Origin of the sequence: Anaerobiospirillum sp. NML120448 (assembly GCF_023050945.1) — a bacterium.
Classification (GTDB): Bacteria; Pseudomonadota; Gammaproteobacteria; order Enterobacterales; family Succinivibrionaceae; genus Anaerobiospirillum.
Window position 1 is genome coordinate 1 of sequence record NZ_JALKIM010000075.1, and the last position, 18,372, is coordinate 18,372.

At 40.5% G+C, this 18,372-nt stretch carries 13 protein-coding genes; 11 read left to right on the plus strand and 2 right to left on the minus strand.

Annotated features, from left to right (window positions below; all coding sequences use genetic code 11):
- Positions 1-447 precede the first annotated feature (447 nt).
- Both pgm and MXE38_RS10260 read left to right on the plus strand, forming a co-directional pair.
- Positions 448-2,100 (plus strand): phosphoglucomutase (alpha-D-glucose-1,6-bisphosphate-dependent), encoded by a 1,653-nt coding sequence (gene pgm / locus MXE38_RS10255; protein ID WP_246914465.1) that lies wholly within the window; start codon positions 448-450, stop codon positions 2,098-2,100.
- A 1,168-nt stretch (positions 2,101-3,268) separates the two neighbouring features.
- Positions 3,269-5,752 (plus strand): flagellar hook-length control protein FliK, encoded by a 2,484-nt coding sequence (locus MXE38_RS10260; RefSeq protein WP_246914466.1) that lies wholly within the window; start codon positions 3,269-3,271, stop codon positions 5,750-5,752.
- Positions 5,753-6,037: 285 nt separating this feature from the next.
- Here the strand turns inward: MXE38_RS10260 and MXE38_RS10265 are convergent, their stop codons facing one another.
- Entirely contained in the window at positions 6,038-7,183 is a 1,146-nt protein-coding gene (locus tag MXE38_RS10265) for a glycerate kinase (RefSeq protein WP_246914468.1), read from the minus strand.
- Between the two features lie 437 nt (positions 7,184-7,620).
- On the opposite strand from MXE38_RS10265, the gene MXE38_RS10270 reads away from it, so the two are divergent.
- The 7 genes from MXE38_RS10270 to fliR all read left to right on the plus strand — a co-directional run bounded on the left by MXE38_RS10270 (position 7,621) and on the right by fliR (position 13,952).
- A complete protein-coding gene (locus MXE38_RS10270; protein ID WP_246914469.1) occupies positions 7,621-8,151 on the plus strand; it encodes a flagellar basal body-associated FliL family protein in 531 nt (176 codons plus the stop codon).
- A gap of 21 nt (positions 8,152-8,172) precedes the next feature.
- Positions 8,173-9,219 (plus strand): flagellar motor switch protein FliM, encoded by a 1,047-nt coding sequence (gene fliM, locus MXE38_RS10275; protein WP_246914471.1) that lies wholly within the window; start codon positions 8,173-8,175, stop codon positions 9,217-9,219.
- A 328-nt stretch (positions 9,220-9,547) separates the two neighbouring features.
- Positions 9,548-9,886, plus strand: a complete 339-nt coding sequence (fliN, locus tag MXE38_RS10280; protein ID WP_246914482.1) for a flagellar motor switch protein FliN — start codon at positions 9,548-9,550, stop codon at positions 9,884-9,886.
- A 199-nt stretch (positions 9,887-10,085) separates the two neighbouring features.
- Entirely contained in the window at positions 10,086-11,933 is a 1,848-nt protein-coding gene (gene fliO, locus MXE38_RS10285) for a flagellar biosynthetic protein FliO (RefSeq protein WP_246914473.1), read from the plus strand.
- 104 nt (positions 11,934-12,037) lie between these two features.
- The gene (fliP, locus tag MXE38_RS10290) at positions 12,038-12,796 is read left to right on the plus strand and encodes a flagellar type III secretion system pore protein FliP (RefSeq protein WP_246914476.1); all 759 of its coding nucleotides are present in this window, start codon (positions 12,038-12,040) and stop codon (positions 12,794-12,796) included.
- A gap of 64 nt (positions 12,797-12,860) precedes the next feature.
- Complete coding sequence (gene fliQ / locus MXE38_RS10295; protein WP_246914477.1) at positions 12,861-13,130, plus strand: flagellar biosynthesis protein FliQ; 270 nt, start codon at positions 12,861-12,863, stop codon at positions 13,128-13,130.
- Positions 13,131-13,202: 72 nt separating this feature from the next.
- The gene (gene fliR, locus MXE38_RS10300; RefSeq protein ID WP_281503198.1) at positions 13,203-13,952 is read left to right on the plus strand and encodes a flagellar biosynthetic protein FliR; all 750 of its coding nucleotides are present in this window, start codon (positions 13,203-13,205) and stop codon (positions 13,950-13,952) included.
- 695 nt (positions 13,953-14,647) lie between these two features.
- Here the strand turns inward: fliR and maoP are convergent.
- Entirely contained in the window at positions 14,648-14,992 is a 345-nt protein-coding gene (gene maoP / locus MXE38_RS10305) for a DUF413 domain-containing protein (protein ID WP_246914479.1), read from the minus strand.
- Between the two features lie 614 nt (positions 14,993-15,606).
- Here maoP and glnS point away from each other — a divergent pair.
- Together glnS and MXE38_RS10315 are read left to right on the plus strand one after the other, a co-directional pair.
- The gene (glnS, locus tag MXE38_RS10310; RefSeq protein ID WP_246914480.1) at positions 15,607-17,277 is read left to right on the plus strand and encodes a glutamine--tRNA ligase; all 1,671 of its coding nucleotides are present in this window, start codon (positions 15,607-15,609) and stop codon (positions 17,275-17,277) included.
- A 15-nt stretch (positions 17,278-17,292) separates the two neighbouring features.
- Complete coding sequence (locus MXE38_RS10315) at positions 17,293-17,754, plus strand: hypothetical protein (RefSeq protein ID WP_246914481.1); 462 nt, start codon at positions 17,293-17,295, stop codon at positions 17,752-17,754.
- Positions 17,755-18,372 lie beyond the last annotated feature (618 nt).

The window sequence follows — 18,372 nt, forward strand, 5'->3', positions numbered from 1 at the left end:
ATTTGGCGAGGTTATTAAGGGAACTTAATAATTATGGTAACCTAAGAGTGAGTAAGGAGGTCTCATAAAAGGGAACCTAGTAACCAACCCAAGAAGCTCCCTCCATAATCGCAAGGTTTGGAGGGAGTAGTTCACTATGCTTAGGTATTAAAGCTAAACAAAATCACCTACAATAGAGCTTATTGTCTTAAGGTGCTAATTTTATTAAAAATTTCATTAGTCATTAGCTAGGTAAGGCAACTACTTTGCTAGTCGATACACTCATTATGTGTTTAATGCTTAATTTGAAATTTGTTTTGCTTTGTTAAGATTGTTGTTGTTGAGCAATCAGTATTAGCATTGAGTCTGATTGCTTTCAATAGTGTACAGACTAGGTAACATAGTTCTAAGTTAACTAGTAAGAAGTCTTATATTTCTTATTAGTTGTTGGTAAGGATAAAAATATTTATGGCAATTCATGAGCGTGCAGGTACTAAAGCATTAGATGCTGATTTAGTTAATATTCCTCGTTTAATGGCTGCTTACTATTTAAACAGACCAAATGTTGAAAATCCTGATGAAATGGTAAGCTTTGGCACCTCTGGCCACCGTGGTACCTCTTTAAATGGTTCTTTTACTGAGACCCATATTTTAGCTATCTCTCAAGCTATTGCTGAGTATCGTGTTAAAGAGAATATTTGTGGTCCATTATTCTTAGGTATGGATACCCATGCTCTATCTGAAGCCGCATTAGCTAGTGCAGTGGAAGTTTTAGGTGCTAATGGTGTTGAAGTACGTATTGAAAAAGATCATGGCTACACTCCAACTCCAACTATTTCCCATGCTATTTTGACCTATAACAAGGGTAAGAGTGGCTCTGCTTTAGCTGACGGTATCGTAATTACTCCATCCCACAACCCACCAACTGATGGTGGCTTTAAGTACAACCCAACTGATGGTGGTCCTGCTGGTACTGAAATTACCTCTTGGGTACAAAATCGTGCTAATGACATTATTCGCAATGGCCTTAAGGAAGTTAAGCGTGTAAGTTACGACAAGGCTTTAAAGCTAGATAATGTTAAAGAATATGACATGCTCAGTGAGTATGTTGATGATTTATGCAATGTTATCGATCTTGAGGCTATTGCTAAGGCTGGACTTAAGATTGGTGTTGACCCATTAGGCGGCTCTGGCTTGTTCTATTGGGATCGTATTGCTGATAAGTACAAGTTAAATATTAAGGTAGTTAACTACAAAGTTGACCCAACCTTCTCTTTCATGTGCTTAGATAAGGATGGCAAGATCCGTATGGACTGCTCCTCTAAGTATGCTATGGCAGGCTTAATTGCTCTTAAGGATGATTTTGATATCGCCTTTGGTAATGATCCTGACTATGACCGTCACGGTATTGTTTGCCACTCTGGTTTAATGAATCCAAACCACTATTTATCAGCTGCTATTAACTATATTTACACTCACCGTGACTTATGGCCTAAGGATGCTATGGTAGGTAAGACTGTAGTTTCCTCCTCTATGATGAATCGTGTTGCTGCTGGCTTAGGTCGCAAGGCTTATGAGGTTCCAGTAGGCTTTAAGTGGTTCGTTCCAGGCTTATTTGATAAGTCCTTAGCTTTTGGCTGTGAGGAAAGTGCTGGTGCTTCTTTCTTACGTAAGGACGGCTCAGTATGGACTACTGATAAGGACGGTATTATTGCTGCCCTCTTATCAGCTGAAATGTTGGCTGTTACTGGCAAGGATCCATCAGAGCACTATGCTGAGCTTACTCAGAAGTATGGCAACCCAGTTTACAACCGTGTTGATGCTCCTGCTAGCTCCAAGCAAAAGGCTATTTTAAAGAAGCTTGATCCATCTGCTGTTGAGGCCTCTACTTTAGCTGGTGAAGCTATTGTTGAGAAGCTTACTACCGCAGCTGGCAATGGCGCTGAAATCGGCGGCTTAAAGGTAGTTACCGAAAACGGCTGGTTTGCAGCTCGTCCATCAGGTACTGAGAACATCTACAAGATTTACATGGAGTCCTTCAAGGGCGAAGAGCACATCAAGCAAATCGAGAAAGAAGCAACCGAAATCGTGGATGCTGCCCTTAAGAAGGCTGGTGCCTAATACAAAGGTCTTTAACTTTTAGACTCAAAAAAGTTTAAAACTAGGCGCTCTATAGCTTGCCTCAACTCTAAAAATGCCGAAAGCAATCACTGCCTCGGCATTTTTTATCGCCAGTCCCCAGCCCAAGCCTGGCCAATCCTGTCCAGTATTTGGCTGGACCTGGCCAGGCCAAAGCCAATGCCTGAGCTTAGCTTGATACGCATTTGGGTGCTCACGGCCTGTAAAGTTTTTATGGTGCTTTTGGTTGCTGTTGCTAGAGCGGCCAATATATACCAGCCATAAGCTTTATGCAGGTCAGGGCAAGGAAATAAGATAAAGGGAGGAAAGTTCCAATGCTAGCACTGGCGCTGGCGCTAGCACTAGCGATAGTGCAATAGGGGACTTTGTAGAGGATTGGCTGTTGGAGATAGGGTTAGAGCTTACTTTTCAAAGGGGAAGGATGGGGAGAGAGCGTAGAAAAAACAAACGCCTACTAAGGGCAGGCGCTGTTTATAATTTTTTGCAAGGGTTGGTGCAATGATGCACTTTAGAGGAGAAGCATTAAGCTTGGCTTTGTTGGTTTTCGCTGGCAGGTTCTACTGGCTTTAATACGAAAAATAAAGAGGAAGCAACAACACAGAGAACAAATACAGCAGCGAATAAAGTGATCATAAATACTCCGAGAAACTCAATCTTGCTAACCAAAGATTAAGCCTTGCTTACATGAGATAAAGCTCATGTCAAAAATATAAGAAGAGGCAAATACTTGCCAAAGCTAAATTCTACTAAAACCGAAGAGAATAGCTTGCCACAATGTCTTATTAGAGCTTTGCGAGCGTAAAAAGTTCCAAGCTAACCTGCAAAATGTGACTTAAGACGCAATTTTTTTGCTTAAGTAAGAAACCTGAAAGATATCGCAAGCAACAAAGCCAATCTACTCTAAACAGATAAAGCTGGTATGGCAATAAAACGAAAAAAATTATTGAAATAATGTGAGCTTTGGTGCATCAAAGGGCAAAAACATCATCTTTTTAGCAACTTTGATGGCTGGTATAAAAATTGCGTAACAATGGCTATTAATCGTGAAAAATTTGCGTAAAATAGCGCTTTTTGGCTGTTTATGATCAATGTTGCCTTGACGGCACTGATTATCAGGCTAGTTAGAGCTATATTTACAAGAGGTCAGGCCATGCAAAATCTTAATAATGTTAACCACAATCAATCCGCCTCTGGCGATCGTGTAGTTAACAATAACTCTACTGAAAACTTGTTCGATCGTTTTAATCGCATCGAAGATAAGGGGCAACACGCTAAGTTTGCCTCCGTTTTGTCTGGCTTAAAATCTAAGTTTGGCTCTGCTTTTGGTGGTGAAAACAAAGGTGGCTTAAAGACCTTTGATAATATTATGGCCTCTAATAAAAAGGCCGTTGATGAGTTCAATAACATCAATAATGAAAAGCTCAACGAAGAAGAAGATCGTAAAAAGAGCGATAACAAAAAGGCCCAGCAGCTAAAGGATGTGCAGGACTTTAATATAGAAGCTCATGAGCTACAGGCTATTACTACCATGGAGGTGGCCGCTCATAAGGCCGATCACGATGCCTCTATGAAAGCTGAGCAAATGTCAAAGAGCATGCGTCCTTCTGATATTTTGGCTGCCTCTATGACCTCTTCATCTAATAATGCTGGCAGTTCAACAACAAATAGCGTTAACGCCTCTGTTGCTAATGTTACTAGCGCTACTAATTCAGGCAATGCTAATGCTACTGTTAATGCTACTGCTACTAATAGTGCAAGTGGTAGCGCAACAGCTTTTAATAATGGTTTAGGTGAGGGAGTAGGTTTTTCTACCTCCAATAACTCTAATATGGGTAATTCATCTAATGGTTCTAGCTCAGCAGCTCCTGCTGGCTATGGTCTTGAGCCAATGTCTGATAGTGCCCGTGCAGCACAAAGTATGATGAGAGTTGCTCATGTTGAAAGTGATGTTGAGATTGAGGACAATTTAAACAATATCAACCGTTCTAATTTGGGATCTTTAAATAGCACCGATCCAGATAGTGATGCTCAAAATGCCCAAAAGCTCTCTAATTTAAACAATAATGAATTACGTCAGAACTTAGATGTGTTAGCCCGTGAGTCTAATGTTAGCAAGCTTAGTCTACAAATGACTAATCCTCAATTAGTTGCTCAGGAGAAGGCTACAGCTAAGGCTTTAGCTGACATGCCAACCTCTCAAGATAAGATTGCTAATTTAACTGCTAGCAAAGAGGCCCAAGGTAATTTATTAAATACCTTATCTGGTAATGCTCAATTACAAGCTGGTGGTCAGGTATCAAGTGGTCAAAATGTAGGTGGTAGTGTAGCAACAGCAGCAGATACTACTGGCTCACAAAGAGTTAATGCTGTAGGCACCCAAGAGTTAAGTTCTGAGTCCTTAATTAAGAGCGCTCAGGCTCAAAAGCAAAGTCATGGTTCTGAGAGCTTAGGTTCTCGTGCTGCTATTGCAAGCAATGGTTTACGTGCCAGCACTAATAAGATTAGTGATCAGGCAGCATCTAATTCTTTAAATACAGCTAAGAGCGCTTTGAGCAATAATGCTACTGATGCTGCTATGCAAGATAAAAACGCTACTAAGGCACTTAATACTAGAACCAGTCACGCTTTAGCAGAGCAAAATACTGCCAATACTCAGGCAAAGGCTAATAACGCTCAAGAGGCTTTAATGCGTTTAGCTCAAGAGCAATTAGGCGCTACTAAGCACAACTCCATGGCTGAACTTAGTGCACGCAACGCTTTATTAGCTGATGAGGCTTTAAGCCCACAAAATAGCTCCTCAACCTTAGGTGCAGCTATTTCTTCATTAAAGCAGGGCGCAGCTCAGTCAAAGATCAGCACTACTACCAATTATGCTAATAGCTCTTTATATGCCTCTATGTTCAATGAGGAGCAAGAGCTTGATCCAATGTCCAATGATAATAGTATGGACTTTGAACAAAATAGTGATTCTGATGAACACAGTGCTGCTTTTGCCGCTTCCATGCAAAATACTACTAATGTAGCTCAGGGCAATAATAATGTCCTTCCTCAAGAATTAACTCACTTTGCTCCAAGCGGTAATGAAACTCAGGATGCTAATGACATTCACGACAAGGTAATGCAAATGGCTGCACGTAACTTAAAGCAGTTATCTGTAGAGTTGTCTCCAAATGAATTAGGCAAGATGAAAATCTCAATTAGCCTAAGTGAGGATAATGAAGCTGTTAGTGTTTCCTTGGCTGCGGCTAATCCACAAACTCGTGAAATTCTAGCTAAGGCTTTACCAAAGTTAAGAGACATCCTAGCTTCACAAAACATTACTACTGAGGCTCAAGTATCTGATATTAACTCTGATGAGCCTGAGGCTGTATTAACAGCCAATACTCAAGAGCAGGTAGCTTTAAGCTCCATTACTAAGTCAGCTGCGGCTAAGCGTGATCAAGTCAATGTAGCTCCTAACCAGATGGATGAAGTATCTTTTGACTCTTTAGTTGCATCTTCCAAGTCTTTAACCGCACAAGATCGCCAAGATTTAAGCGCTATAGGCTCAGTTAAGATGGATTCTGCTAGCGAAAACTTAAGCTTAGCCAGCGCCCAAGAGACCTTGGCTGCCTTTAGCAAAGGTCGTGCTTAGTAATAAGTAATAGATTATTTTCTTTGGTTTAGTACTTCCATGAGCTTGGCTCATGGGAGCTCTTTAGGGCAATGCCCTTTATCAAAGCGCTAATAGCTAAGCTGTTAGCGCTTTGTGCTTTTTGCAAGACCCTTAGTGCTATGCAAGAAGAGCCAGGCCACCAGGCCCAGGCTAATGCCTAGGCTCTGGGCATGGCCCCGTTCTGGGCCGTAGCCTTTGGCCAAGGGACATGGGGCCAATTGTCTTTGGCGCAGGCAAGAGCATTCAGATTGGTTGGCGGTAGGCTTACTGTGATTTTAGGGCCAGGAGGCGCATGATATTAACGGTGGTGCTTTGTAGCAGTTCTTTGACATGTTCCATAGAGTAGTCTAGGGACATGGGGCCATTGCAAATGGAAAACATAGCATGGATGTGATGGTCGTATAAGAGCTGTGATTGTGGGCCTATGCTACCGCATAAAGCAATTACAGGAACATTCAATGAGGCTGCAAGTTTAGCTACTCCTAAAGGAGCCTTTCCTTGCAAGCTTTGGCCGTCCATTCTGCCCTCGCCTACAATTACTAAATCACTATCTTTAATGTGCTCTTCAAGTAAGAGTAGCTTCATTACTACATCAATACCTGGGCTTAACTTGCCTTTGGTAAACCACAATAAGGCTGCTCCCATTCCGCCTGCCGCTCCTGCTCCTGGGACATTAAGGGCATCGCATTGGTAGTGGCTATTGATAATTTTGGCAAAAGATTTCAGCTTATGGTCAATGGTTGCGAGCTTGTCAGCTGCTATGCCTTTTTGAGGGCCAAAGATAAAGGTAGCACCATTAGGGCCGCATAAAGGATTGTTGACATCGCAGGTGCCCTCAATAGTAACCTTGGTTAGCTTAGCATCCAAAACACTGCTATCAATAGCAGCTATTGATGATAGTTGGTCGGCGCATAAAATGTCTTCTAACAAATTGCCATCTTGATCATAGAACTTAGCTCCTAAAGCCTGAGCAAAGCCCACTCCTGCATCATTAGTAGCACTTCCTCCTAGACCTATCATAATGTGGTTGCAGCCTAGTTTAATTACATGATCAACTAATTGGCCCAAACCATAGGTAGTAGCTCTTGCACCATTAAGCTGTCCTTTAGGAGCTAAGGTAATACCTGAGCATTGAGCCATCTCAAGTATGGCTTGATTGTCTTTATAAAGAAAATTAGCTTTTACCTTATTAAAATAAGGCCCTATGACTTCACAGCTATCTTTAATAAAGCCTTGCTGTTTTAACATAGGATAGAGACAGTCTAAAAAGCCATCTCCACCATCTGAAATAGGGGCGCTGATAATATGGCAGTCAGGAAACACTTCTTTAATGCCATTGGCTATAGCACTACAAGCTTGTTCAGAGCTACAGCTGCCTTTAAAAGAGTCCATGGCAATAGTAATTTTCATGATAATAAAGCCTTTTTTTACTTTACAACGGGGCCCAAGCAAGTTTTTTTAGGGAGTGGGCACACTCTTTGCACTTAGACAAGTCAGTCACTTTCTTGCTGATTATTTGACAGCTTAGAGAATGTTTTATTTCTCTTTTTGAGCCATAATATCTAGACTAAGATAGTGAGTTCGGTAAGCTATAGAATATCGCTCTTATTAGGATATTGGGACTTACCATAAGCAATAATTTTAATAAAGATTAATAGCGCACTTTATTTAGTAAGTTTCAATCTATAAAATAGCGCATGTTATTAGCTATACGAACGAGCTTAATAAAGATTTATAAATTTGAGCCTGATTAAGATTTCTATTCTTAGTTCATGCTCATCTTGTATGCCATAATAGTTTGCTCAAACCAAGGTAGCATTAAGGCTAATTTTTCAGGAGAGAAGGTCATGTCAGATACTGAAGATTTAGGAAGCGGAACTAAGTCACGTAAAAAGCTTATTATGCTTATTGCTGTAGTGCTATTGTTTATCCTTGGCACTGGTGGTTATGGCACCTACGCTTATTTACACCATTTATGGCCATTCTCAGAGTTTGAGCAAGAGAACGCCACTGATATTGCAGGCAAAATGGCTGGTCAAAGCGCTCAGGTTGATCTTTCCGACCAATATATTCGTTTTGACGTAGCATTTACCTTTAACTTACCAGGTAAGACCAAGCGTGGTCATATGGTTCAAGTTGAACCAGTGCTTGTGGTTCACGGTGTTGCTAATGCTGATCTAGCACGTCAACACCTTCCTTTAATTAGTTCCACCATCTCTGAAATTTGCTCACAGCAAGATTATGAAAGTCTTGCCAGCCCATCTGGAAGACAACGCTTTAAGCGTTTGCTGCTCGATGGTATTAGAACCAAGCTAACTGGCGTGGTAAATCAGCCATTAGTGGAACAAGTTCTCTTTACTAATTTTGTAATGCAGTAATGCGATGGGGATTAGACTAGCATGACTGAGTTTTTAACGCAGGATGAGATCGACGCTCTATTACATGGCGAAGGTGATATAGAGCCAGAACAGTTTGATGATAGTCAAGGTGTCAAACCGTTCGACTTCGGTTCCCAAGAGCGTATCGTACGTGGTCGTATGCCAACCTTGGAGTTGGTAGATGAGCGTTTTGCTCGTCATATGCGTATCAGTCTTTTCAACATGATGCGTCATAGTGCTGAGGTTACTTGGATCGGCGTAAAAATGATGAAGTTTGGTGAGTATGTACAGACCTTGTATGTACCTACCTCTTTAAACATGGTGCGCTTCCGTCCTTTAAAGGGTACTGCCCTAGTAACTTTAGAGGCACGTTTAGTATTTATTTTGGTGGAAAACTTCTTCGGTGGTGAAGGTCGTTTCCGTGCCAAAATTGAAGGTCGTGAGTTCACTCCAACTGAGCGTCGTATTATTCAAAAACTACTCAAAATGGTTTTTGAGGACTATAAAGAGGCTTGGGCTCCAGTAATGGACGTAGAGTTTGAATATCTCGACTCTGAAGTAAACCCAGCAATGGCTAATATTGTTAGCCCATCAGAAATGTTGGTAGTAAACCAATTCCACATCGACTTAGATGGTGGCGGTGGCGATATGCATATTGCCTTCCCATACTCTATGATTGAGCCAATTAGAGAATTGCTCGATGCTGGTGTGCAGTCTGATAAGGGTGATACTGACGTTCGCTGGAACAAGGCTTTACGTGAAGAAGTTATGGACGTGCAAGTTGATATGCGCGTAAAAATGCTTGACCTCGTATTAAGCCTAGGACAAGTTATGGATCTTAAAGTGGGTGATGTACTCAATGTTGAGATGCCAGATAACTTGTTAGTTTACATCGAAGACTTGCCAAGCTATCACGCTAAACTTGGTCGTACCAAAGATAAGCTTGCTATTAAGATTTCAGACATCTTGAAGCGTCCTCCTTCAATGAAGAGCGACCTATCCTTCCTCAAGGGCTCTGGTATTAACATTGAGGATGATGATGATCTAGAAGAGTTTGATGATGACTAATCCTAGGGCAGCCTAATTAAAATAGGCGACTTTTTGTGCTCAGATAAATTAATTTTTTTAAATATAAAGAGAGAGACCCCCTTGGTGGGGGAAGTTATTAAATTAATTCTGAGCCCTAGGATTAGAAGTCTCAAAGGCTTTTATTTAGGGGGTAGCTATGTTAGTTGCCCAAAATTCTTGCCTTAAGCAGGAATTATCAGGTTTTAATTTTCGAGTGTGCATGCGCTCTAGTTAGCGCAGCTCAAGACGGAGACTCCATAGAATGTCAGATATGGATAACTTAGGTGGCAACACCGATTGGACTGATGGCTTACCTTCAACTGATGGTATGGATGATATGAATGCTGCTGAGTTGGAGCATTTTGAGGATCCAACTAAGAGCAAGGCTCCATTATCTCGTGAAGAGCGTAAGAAGTTAGATGCTATCTTAGATATTCCTGTTACCATTACCATGGAAGTAGGTCATGCTAAGATTTCCATTCGTAACCTCCTACAATTAAACCAAGGTTCCGTTATTGAGCTCGAGCGTTTAGCTGGTGAGCCATTAGACGTTTTAGTTAATGGTACTTTGATTGCTCACGGTGAAGTTGTGGTAGTTAATGACAAATTCGGTATTCGTCTTACCGATGTTATTAGTCAGGTTGAGCGTATTAAGAAGCTTCAGTAGACTAGTTGTCTTTACCCTAAGATATTATTCTTGCAAAGTGTCAGCTAAGTCTGACACTTTGTGTTTATGGATTGTGAAAAAATAATAGCTAATCTTTAAGATAAGCGAGCCTTGGGGCATTGATGTTATTTTTTTTGGTAGAATTAACCAATTATTGGTAAAAAGATCAGTTAATTGTTATTTTGCAAGGTGATGTCTTATGCAGTCATTTTCACGAGCACATCATATAAAGGCGTGTCTTGGTTTTAAGTCTCTTCCATTCTTTAGTACTGTACCTTGCTTGAATAAATTTTCCTTGCCTGTATTAGCAATTAGCTCTTTATTGCTTTTATCCTTTCCTACTGTTGCCTTTTCTAATTCCTCTCAAGCCTTATCTAACAATGATCTCAATAATGCGCAACTCATGGCTGATGAGGAAGGCTTATTGCCAGCACCAAAGAATATTGATGCTAACAGTAATCCTGAACATGAATTTGTACTTAAGCAAAAACAAAGTAAGCAGTTAGAAGCTGCCAATAGTGATGGTGCTACAGAGAATAGTGAGCTTAGTGCTGGTAATGCTGCGCTTGGCAAAGAGGTGCCAAACAATGGGGCTAAAGGTTCGTTAATTGATGATAATATTAAAATTATCAATACCAATACTCGTTCAGGAGCTTTAGCAGGTGGTGGGGTAACCTCTACTGCTGGTCTTATCAAGTGGCTACTATCGACTGTTGCTATTTTAGGTATTATTTTTGTTTTAGCTTATGTTCTTAAAAAGTCACGTCTAGTACAACGTACTACTGGTTCATCTATGACTTTAATAGGACAAATGGCCGTTGGTCCAAAAGAGCGTTTAGTGCAAATTAAAGTAGGTGAGCGCTATTTGCTCTTAGGTGTAACCTCGCAAAATGTTAATTTGGTGGCCGATTTAAGCTCAGATTTTGCCAAAGAGCCTCAAGTTAAAGAGAAACGCTCCAAAGAGAAGGGCACCAAGCAAGAGTTTCTTAATCAAGCATCTTTAAGGGCTCAAAAAGAGCGTCTGTTTGCTCAAGATAATAGTATTAATGGGAACGAAGTAAACTCCAACTTAAATCAAGATAACTCTAATGAAACCAGCTCTCTTGAGGCCTATTGGGATGACCCTGTATTCTCTAAGCATTTAGACGGTAAGGATCAAGAGGCTTATCGTCCTAACAATGGTCGTTATACCAAAGAGCAATTAGAAAACTTAGGATATTGGTTTGAAAGTGAGCTTGATTACCACGAAGGTCATAATTTTGATATCAACCAGCAGCCTCATGAACACTCAAGAGAGGCAGCTCTAAGAGCAGGTCATTTTGATTCAGATGCCTATGATGACTTTACTGAGCAAGAATTAGATGCTTTGTATAAAGAGCATTTAGCTGCCGCCAAAGCTCGTCGCAGATTAAGTCGCCGTAATCCTTTAGGTAATGACTATTACGCAATGCCTAACGACGATGTTTTAAAACAAAGAGCTAAAAGGGCTAAAATAGATCTAGCTCAAAGCCGTAAGATGGAACAAAAATTTGGCAACGACGATTTTGGTACTATTTTTAACCAGGCTTATGATCAGGCTCAAGAAAAGCTCAATATCGATCCTATTGTTCCGCAAAACAATTTAAATAGTCCTGAAATGGAGCAGGGTACTATAGTGCAAGAGGTCTCCGAGGCTGATTTAGCTAAACATCAGGAACTAAGCACAACTCCAAGTGGATCGGTTACTACTTTAGAGCCAAATAAAGAAAACCACGAGTTAGATAGTGATGAGTGCTCCAAGGACAAGTCAATTGATAACAATGAGGTTGAAGTTGATGTCTTGCTAGCCATTGATGAAGCTGTTGAAAATAGTAAGCCTATCAAGAGTTCTTCTTTTGAAGAGACTACTGATGCCAATCAGGTCAATATGATTAATGATGAGGCTGAGCCTATTAAAGAAGATAGCGATATTAATCACGATGCTAACAAGAGCGAGCCTGTTAACAACTCTAAGTATGTTAAAGGCTCTAAGCGTAAAGGTCGCAACTCAAAGGCAAGAAATTTTTAGTCTGCAATTTAAGACAGGAGATAACCATGATCGCAGCTGATCATAATCCAAAAGCGATCCCAGTAGATCGTACTCTACAGCTACGCGGGTTAAAGCGGGTTTTTATGATCGCTTTTAGCTTAAGCGTGATCTCAGGATTAATATTATATTTTTGTTCGAGCGCACAAGCTGCTGATTTAGATATGACAGCTTTTACCGTGAAGACAAATCCTGATGGAACCCAAGATTACTCACTGTCTTTACAAGTAGTAATGTTAATGACCTTATTGACCTTTTTACCGTCAATTATCATTATGACTACTTCATTTGTGCGTATTATCATTGTGCTGGCAATTTTAAGACAGGCCATGGGTTTACAAACCTCTCCATCTAACCAAATTTTGATTGGTTTGGCCTTCTTTATGACCATTTACATTATGACTCCAGTACTTAACGCCATTTACAATGAGGCTATTGTTCCTTATTTAAATGATGAAATGCAGGCTAGAGAGGCTATTGTAGTTGGTCAAAGACCTTTGCATCAATTTATGCGTGAGCAGACACGTATGTCTGATCTTAATGCCTTTATTGATTATGCTGGCATTCAAGTAGCTCGTGCTGAGGATGTACCTTTGCACGTTTTAATTCCAGCCTTTATTGTTTCAGAGCTTAAAACTGCCTTCCAAATTGGCTTTATGCTCTTCTTACCATTCCTAATTATTGACTTAGTAGTAGCTTCGATTTTGATGGCCATGGGTATGATGATGCTCTCGCCTATGATTGTATCGCTGCCGTTTAAGTTAATGCTCTTTGTGTTGGTAGATGGCTGGACCTTGATTATGGGATCTTTGCTCGCATCGTTTGGTATAGGTGTGCCTACATAAAGTTAATGAATTTTTTATGGGCAAAACAGTATAGTCTTTTCTCTTTTTTAAAGTGAGGTGAAGTGTGGAACCAGAAGTATTCGTTGAAGTGGTACGACACGCCCTATCACTAGTTGCGGTATTAGTAACTGCCTCAATTTTGCCATCGTTGGTAGTAGGTTTAATAGTAGCTGTTTTCCAAGCTGCTACCTCTATTAATGAGCAAACTTTATCTTTCTTACCACGTTTGATTGTTACTATTTTGGGTCTGATGTGGGGCGCTCATTGGGGCCTTAGTAAGTTAACTGAGTTCTTTTATGAATTAGTGCACTCTATCCCAGCAGTAGTTGCCTAAACATTAACCAAAGGTATCAATATGGGCATTAATTTTTTAGAACCCATTTTGCTAGACGGCCTAGACTCGATTATGTGGCCTTTATGTCGAGTGGGTGGCTTTATGATGACTTTTGTTACCTTTTCAGGTTCATCTGTTCCTCGTAATGTACGTGCCTTATTAGCTCTAGCAGTTACTGTATGCTTCTTACCTAATATTCCTGCAATTGATAGTAATTTAGAGGCATTTTCAGGCCTTGGTATTATCACCACCATTTCTCAGGTATTAATAGGTGCAGGCTTAGGTTTTATGACGCAATATCTGATTGCTAGCTTTGTTCTGGCTGGTCAGGCTATTGCTATGCAAACAGGTTTGGGCTTTGCTTCCTTAGTTGACCCTGTATCTGGTACTAATGCTCCTGTAGTAGGTCAGTTCTTTACTGTACTTTGTACTTTAGTGTTCTTTGCTGTAGATGGCCATTTAGTCTTTATTAGATTGTTATTACTAAGCTTTGAGACTTTACCTGTAGGCCCTGGTATCTTTACTCCACCTAGTTTGGAGGCCATTATTTACTTTGGCGCTACCATGTTCCAATGTGCTTTATCTACCTCTATTGCAGCTATTTGTACCTTATTGGTAGTTAACTTTACCTTCGGTGTTATGACTCGTGCTGCGCCACAATTAAACGTGTTCTCTATGGGCTTTGCCGTGTCTATGACTGTAGGCTTATTTATTTTGTTAGTCAGTCTAGATGCCTTTATGATTAACTTTACTATTGCTATCAATGCCCTAATGAGAGATTCATGTACTCTCATAGGAACAGGCTGCGAAGGTGTTTTCTAGCCAACAAAAAGCCCTCACATGAGGGCTTTTTGCTAATACGCAATCCCTCATCCCACCGCACCTTATCCCATTGCGCCATATTATTAGCTGCCCTTATTACTTACCATCCTGACAATCCTTGCTTAAAGAAATAGCAGCGCAATAATATAAGCTCCTCTAAATTGAGCTCCAGCCCTTAATTGGCTTTAACACACCAATGAACTGCCCAATACGGCCAGTCCAGGCCCAGGCCCAGGCCCAGGCCCTGGCCCTGGCTCAGACCAAGGCTCAGCCCTGGCCTTAGCCTTTAGCTTGCATAAGGCTATGGATGTGAGCAAGAGCATAGGTTCGCTGAGATTATGCACCAGCATATGGTCAAGAGTGTGCAAAAAAGCAAAGGCATTCTTAAGTGTATGAGCGTGCCAAATACCACAGGCAGTCAAAAGGGCATGCCTCTTAGCATGTTATTGCTCTTGAGCTGAAGCTAGAGCTGTAGCTTGAAATTGGGCTGTTGATTGGAGCTGAAGGTTGTAGCCTATAGTCTATAGCTTGGAGGTTAAGAAACTGGTACGTGCGCCTAAGCGCAAGAAGGGGAGATTGAAAGTTGGTAGGATATGATGGGTGGGGATGCTAGAAACAAATTAGGGAGCCATAAGCTCCCCAATTGTCTTAGGTTAAATAAACCTTAAGTGTGATTAACTAAGCGCAATTGCGTATTAGTCCATAGCGCTGTCGTCGCCTGAACCACCAAAATCACCACCCATCTCATCGTCTGCACCTACAGAGCATAAGCGGTGGAGGCGACGAGGCTGAATAACCTGTAAATACTTCTTAAAGATCTTAGCATTTGGATCGGTGATTACATCGTCAGAATGTAATTGCTCTAAGAATACTTTTTCGGTTTCGTCAGCTGGCTTACGGGTGCCTAAGTGTAGCTCCATCATAGCAGTGCCGCATTTTTCTAGGATGCCGCTTTCACGAATTGAGAACTCACCTGAGCGGCGAATACCGCGAGCAAAATGTTGAAAATCATTGAATTGCTTTTCTGATTCAAAGCTCATAAAGACTTCCTTTCAACTAGATAAGAAGTTCGTTCGTCAGCAGGCACAAAGCAACTGATTAACTGTACTTCGTTTTCGATTAGCATCAAGCTAAAATAAGAGCTTTTTGCACATTATAAAATAGCGCCTTATTCTAATACATTGAGCGAAACTGTCAACTAAAATTAAGCAAAGAACCATTATTACAAGGCATTTTAGGCAGTGTAAAAGCTGCATTAAAACTTAGCTAAAACTAAGCGCTTGATAATTTTAGTTCTCAGTTTTTTTAGTATAGATCGCTTTTGCATAGCTAACTGATTTAGAAAAGATATATTATTAATTTGCTAGCTAGCGCAAACCATGAATTATCTTAATGAAAAGTAGACTAAAAGAGCACTTTTATACAAAAAATTTGAGGCCAGCGCTATGCTTTGCTAAAATTCGATCAGATACTCCTATCTATTTATGGTGAAAAAGTACGGAAAATTTGTACTTGGACTTAATTTATCGCTATGATAGCTAGGTTTTATTAGTTTTATACAGCAGCAAAACTTAGTAATTAGTTAAGCTCTACTAACAAAGGTTGAGTTTAACTAATTGCTAAGTAGTCTGCATTAATTCATTTGGAGATCCCAATGGGCTCTTGTGAGAAAATTCCACGCAACTTTATCACTGATATTATTGATGATGATCTAAAAGAGGGTCGTCATACCAATGTAGCAACTCGCTTTCCACCTGAGCCAAATGGCTATTTGCATATTGGTCATGCTAAGAGTATTTGCTTAAACTTTGGTTTAGCTCGTGATTACAACGGTACTTGTAATTTACGTTTCGATGATACCAATCCTGTTAAAGAGGATATGGAGTACATCAACTCCATTAAGCGTGATGTTCAATGGTTAGGTTTCCAATGGAACGGAGAGGTTAGACACTCTTCTGATTACTTTGAGCGCCTTTACGGATACGCTGTTGAGCTTATTAAAAAAGGCTTAGCTTATGTAGATGAGTTAAGTGCTGATGAGATGCGTGAGTATCGTGGCACTTTAAAAGAGCCTGGCAAGAATAGCCCATACCGTGATCGTAGTGTTGAGGAAAACTTAGCACTATTTGAGAAGATGCGTAATGGTGAGTTTGAAGAGGGCAAGGCTTGCTTACGTGCTAAGATTGATATGGCTTCACCATTTATTTGTATGCGTGATCCTGTTATCTACCGTGTGCGCTTTGCTACCCATGCTATAACTGGCGATAAGTGGTGTATTTATCCTATGTATGATTTTACCCACTGTATTTCTGATGCCATCGAGCATATTACTCACTCTATTTGTACTTTAGAGTTCCAAGATAACCGCCGTTTATACGATTGGGTTTTAGACAATATTTCTATTGATTGCCACCCACATCAATATGAAATGAGCCGCTTAAACTTAGAGTATTCTATTACCTCTAAGCGTAAGTTAAATCTCTTAGTAAGTGAAGGCTATGTTGATGGTTGGGACGATCCACGTTTAACCACTATTTCTGGTTTACGTCGTCGTGGCTACACTCCAGCCTCAATTAGAGAGTTCTGCCGTCGTATTGGTGTTACTAAGCAGGATAATACTGTAGAAATGACCGCTTTAGAGTCATGCATTCGTGAGGACTTAAACGCTAATGCTCCTCGTGCTATGGCAGTATTACACCCATTACGCTTAGTAATTGATAACTACGGTCAAGAAGGCGTTACTGCTACTTCCTTTACCGTACCTAACCACCCAGATAAGCCAGAGCTTGGTAGCCGTGAGATAAGCTTCTCTAATGAGTTATTCATTGATGAGGCTGACTTTAGAGAAGAGGCTAATAAGCAATATAAGCGCTTAAAGTTAGGTGGTTTAGTACGTTTACGTCATGGCTATATTGTTAAGGCTACCTCTTGTGAAAAAGATGAAAACGGCAAGGTAACTTGTGTTCACGTTGAGGCTGTACCAAACTCTGTAGGTTGTGATGTTGAAGGCTTTAAGGCCAAAGGCGTAATTCACTTTGTGGATGCCAAGAATTATTTTGATGCTAAGGTTATGATGTATCAGCGTTTATTCACCGATCCAAATCCAGGTGCTGCTGAAGATTTCTTAGCCTGTGTTGATAAAAACTCTGTTGAAGTTATTGAGCATGCTGCTTTAGAATCTTCTTTACAGCAAGCTAAAGTCGGTGATAGCTTCCAGTTCGAGCGTGAAGGCTATTTCTGTGTAGATTCTAAGCACTCTACTCAGAACAATCCTGTCTTTAATTTAACTGTTGCATTGCGTGAGACCAAGAAGGTTCAAGCATAATTAAAGGAGACAAAAATGTCAGATAATACTGATGATTTAGAGAAGAGCAACGATCCTATTGCTCCACCTCCTGGTTCTGATTACGAAGTTCCTTTCATCTTCCACTCAGAGGCTCCTTTAGAGCGTGCTTTTGACAAAGCTGAGCACTGGGTAAAGTCAGGTGTGCGTCCTGATCATATCTTCTTAGATGATCGTAATATTTCTGTAATCAACTTCCATAAGATTATGAGAGATCCACTCCTTGCTCAGGCAGGTGTAGATCGTTTTGTGGATTTCCGTTGCTCCTTAACTTTATCTGAGACTGATGTTGATGCAGTGTTCTCTTCTGTTTGCTACTACGAGCCAGATTGCGAGCCTGTATTTATCAATCAGTTCGATCCAGAGTTAAGCTCTATTAAAGAGGTTTTAAACATGGTTGCTGAAAACCTCTTTAACTACTTAAAGAAGCCATTAGTCCGTCAGCACATGGACGATTAATTTTAACTAACAAGTTTTAGTTAAACTCTAATAAGGCCAAGTCTAGTTAGCGCTAGCTTGGCTTTATTTCATTTAGCAAGCTCTCCCCTCCTAAAATCCCTTGCCCCTTACTTGCTAAAGCGCAAGCCCCCAGATAATCCCTCAGCAAAGCCAGCTCTCCAGCAAAGCAACCTGCTAGCTAAGCAATCAATCAATTAACCAGATAACAAACTAACCAAGCGATAAGCCAAACGCCAGGTATCAAGCTAGCAACTGACCTTTAGCAATCCAGGTTATTAGGGAATAGGTTGATAGGTGATAGGGTGATATGGTGCTAGGGTGACAGCCAATAATCTATTAATTTATTGCTGCTTGTAGTGCTTTTGGTTCTTAGAGGCACTTGGCAGGATGGGCGTATGGACTGACTATATGATAGGCAGTAATTAGCTTGGTAATAGGGGACTAATAGTTTGCTAGGAGCGGGGAAAGGTAATAAAGCGCCCTAAAAAATTTAGTAGTTACGCGTGAGAACATTATCAAGTTTAAAAACATTGATTTTATGGGATTTTATGTTTTCGAAATCGATAATTTTTAGGAAAAGTTTTGACGACCTAAAATTATGGATAAAGACTTGAAAAA

Excerpts from the sequence above, each read along its gene's own strand:
- fliO (WP_246914473.1), top strand. The coding sequence starts at position 10,086 with ATGCAGTCATTTTCACGAGCACATCATATAAAGGCGTGTCTTGGTTTT.
- glnS (WP_246914480.1), top strand. The coding sequence starts at position 15,607 with ATGGGCTCTTGTGAGAAAATTCCACGCAACTTTATCACTGATATTATT.
- fliP (WP_246914476.1), top strand. The coding sequence starts at position 12,038 with ATGATCGCTTTTAGCTTAAGCGTGATCTCAGGATTAATATTATATTTT.
- MXE38_RS10315 (WP_246914481.1), top strand. The coding sequence starts at position 17,293 with ATGTCAGATAATACTGATGATTTAGAGAAGAGCAACGATCCTATTGCT.
- MXE38_RS10270 (WP_246914469.1), top strand. The coding sequence starts at position 7,621 with ATGTCAGATACTGAAGATTTAGGAAGCGGAACTAAGTCACGTAAAAAG.
- maoP (WP_246914479.1), bottom strand. The coding sequence starts at position 14,992 with ATGAGCTTTGAATCAGAAAAGCAATTCAATGATTTTCAACATTTTGCT.
- fliN (WP_246914482.1), top strand. The coding sequence starts at position 9,548 with ATGGATGATATGAATGCTGCTGAGTTGGAGCATTTTGAGGATCCAACT.
- pgm (WP_246914465.1), top strand. The coding sequence starts at position 448 with ATGGCAATTCATGAGCGTGCAGGTACTAAAGCATTAGATGCTGATTTA.
- MXE38_RS10260 (WP_246914466.1), top strand. The coding sequence starts at position 3,269 with ATGCAAAATCTTAATAATGTTAACCACAATCAATCCGCCTCTGGCGAT.
- fliR (WP_281503198.1), top strand. The coding sequence starts at position 13,203 with ATGTGGCCTTTATGTCGAGTGGGTGGCTTTATGATGACTTTTGTTACC.
- MXE38_RS10265 (WP_246914468.1), bottom strand. The coding sequence starts at position 7,183 with ATGAAAATTACTATTGCCATGGACTCTTTTAAAGGCAGCTGTAGCTCT.
- fliM (WP_246914471.1), top strand. The coding sequence starts at position 8,173 with ATGACTGAGTTTTTAACGCAGGATGAGATCGACGCTCTATTACATGGC.